Origin of the sequence: Nocardia cyriacigeorgica, from assembly GCF_010858045.1 — a bacterium.
Taxonomy (GTDB): Bacteria; Actinomycetota; Actinomycetes; order Mycobacteriales; family Mycobacteriaceae; genus Nocardia; species Nocardia cyriacigeorgica_E.
In genome coordinates this window covers 1-2,339 of sequence record NZ_JAAGVC010000085.1, presented here as the reverse complement: position 1 = coordinate 2,339, position 2,339 = coordinate 1, and the positions used below count along the sequence as shown (strand labels likewise).

Annotated in this window: 2 protein-coding genes; both read left to right on the top strand. The window is 70.0% G+C overall.

Translation table 11 applies throughout. From position 1 onward, the window contains the following. Positions 1-893: FGGY-family carbohydrate kinase (locus GV790_RS28765; protein ID WP_256673595.1), on the top strand; the 893-nt coding region annotated here is incomplete at its 5' end. Positions 894-909: 16 nt separating this feature from the next. Next, a partial coding sequence (locus GV790_RS28760; protein WP_163817966.1) for a glycerol-3-phosphate dehydrogenase/oxidase occupies positions 910-2,339 on the top strand: 1,430 nt, incomplete at its 3' end.

Sequence of the window (2,339 nt, the reverse complement as noted above, 5' to 3'; positions counted from 1 at the left end):
TCTTCGATATCCCGCGGGCGATGCTGCCCGAGATCCGTTCCAGCGCCGAGGTGTACGGCCGTACCGTGATCGAGCCGTCCGGTATCCCGATAGCGGCCGCGCTGGGTGATCAGCAGGCCGCCATGATCGGACAGGTCTGCTTCGACCCCGGCCAAGCCAAGAACACCTACGGCACCGGCAACTTCCTGCTCCTCAACACCGGCACCACCCCCGTCCGATCGACCAACGGCCTGCTCACCACCGTCTGCTACCAACTCGGCGACCAACCCGCCGTCTACGCCCTCGAAGGCTCCATCGCCGTCACCGGATCCGCCGTCCAATGGCTCCGCGACCAACTCGGCATCATCCCCGCCGCCGCCCACAGCGAAACACTCGCCGCGCAAGTCACCGACAACGGCGGCGTCTACTTCGTGCCCGCCTTCTCCGGCCTGTTCGCCCCGCACTGGCGCTCCGACGCCCGCGGCGCCATCGTCGGCCTCACCCGCTACGCCACCAGCGCCCACATCGCCCGCGCCACCCTCGAAGCCATCGGCTACCAAACCCGCGACGTCATCGATGCCATGACCAGCGACTCCGGCGTCGACCTGCACGTACTGCGCGTCGACGGCGGCGTCACCGCCAACGACCTGTGCATGCAGATCCAAGCCGACATCCTCGGCGTCCCCGTCAGCCGCCCCGTCATCACCGAAACCACCGCCCTCGGCGCCGCCTACGCCGCGGGCCTGGCCACCGGCTACTGGCGCGACACCACCGAACTACGCCGGCACTGGCGCGAAGACACCCGCTGGCACCCCACGTGGACCGAACAGCAACGCGCCGACGGCTACTCCGGCTGGACCGAAGCCGTCGGCCGCACCCTCGACCGGTCCACCCCCCTGACCACCACCCACTAACCAGAAAGACACCCCCATGACCGGCCGCACGCTCACCACACCCCTGCCGCTCAACCCCACCACCCGCGCCCACGCCCTGCACACCATGGCCACCACCGAACTCGACGTCCTCGTCATCGGTGCGGGCGTCGTCGGCGCGGGCACCGCCCTCGACGCCGTCACCCGCGGCCTGCGCGTCGGCCTCGTCGAAGCCCGCGACTACGCCTCCGGCACCTCCAGCCGCTCCTCCAAACTCATCCACGGCGGCCTGCGCTACCTCAAACAACTCGACTTCGGCCTCGTCTTCGAAGCGCTACGCGAACGCTCCCTCATCCTCGACACCCTCGCCCCGCACCTGGCCACCCCCGTCGAATTCGTCTACCCCCTGCAACGCCCACTACTGGACCGCGCCTGGGCAGGCGCAGGCATCGGCGTCTACGACATCCTCGGCGCCGGCCGCGGCGTGCCCGCCCACCACCGCCACCTCGGCCGCCGCGCCACCCTCGACCGATTCCCCGGCGCCAAACGCGACCGCATCCGCGGCGGCGTCAGCTTCTACGAAGGCCAGATCGACGACGCCCGCCACACCATGATGCTGGCCCGCACCGCCGCCACCCACGGCGCCCTCTGCGCCTCCAGCACCCGCGTCCTCGACTTCCTCCGCGACGGCGACACCATCACCGGCGCCGTCGTCGAAGACCTCGAAACCGGGCACCGCTTCGACATCCGCGCCACCCGCGTCATCAACGCCGCAGGCCCATGGACCGACGACATCCAGGCCATGCTCGACGCCACCCCCCAATTCCGGATCCGCACCTCCAAAGGCGTCCACATCGTCGTCCCACGCGACCGCATCGACGCCACCACCGGGCTCATCACCGAAACCGACAAGAGCCTGCTGTTCGTCATCCCGTGCCCCTGGAGCGACCAGCACTGGGTCATCGGCACCACCGACACCCCCTGGGACCACGACCTGGCCCACCCCGCCGCCACCCGCGCCGACATCGACTACATCCTCACCCAGGTCAACCGGCTACTGGAAAACCCCATCGGCCACGACGACATCGTCGGCGTCTATACCGGACTACGCCCCCTGATCGCGGGCAACACCGATCAGACCACCGCACTCTCACGCGAACACGCCGTTGTCACCCCGGCCCCCGGGCTCGTCCTCGTCGCCGGCGGCAAATACACCACCTACCGCGTCATGGCCGCCGACGCCGTCGACGCCGCCATCGCCGACCTACCGCAACGCATCGGCCCCAGCCGCACCCACACCGTCCCCCTCGTCGGCGCCCACGGCTACACCGAACTGTCACTGTCGCGCGCCCGCCTCGCCGACGAGATGCGGTTGCCCCCGGCCACCATCGACCACCTGCTCGGCCGCTACGGCAGCGCCGTCACCGAAATCCGCGACCTCATCACCGTCGACCCCACCCTCGCCGGAACGCCACCGCACCCTGCACG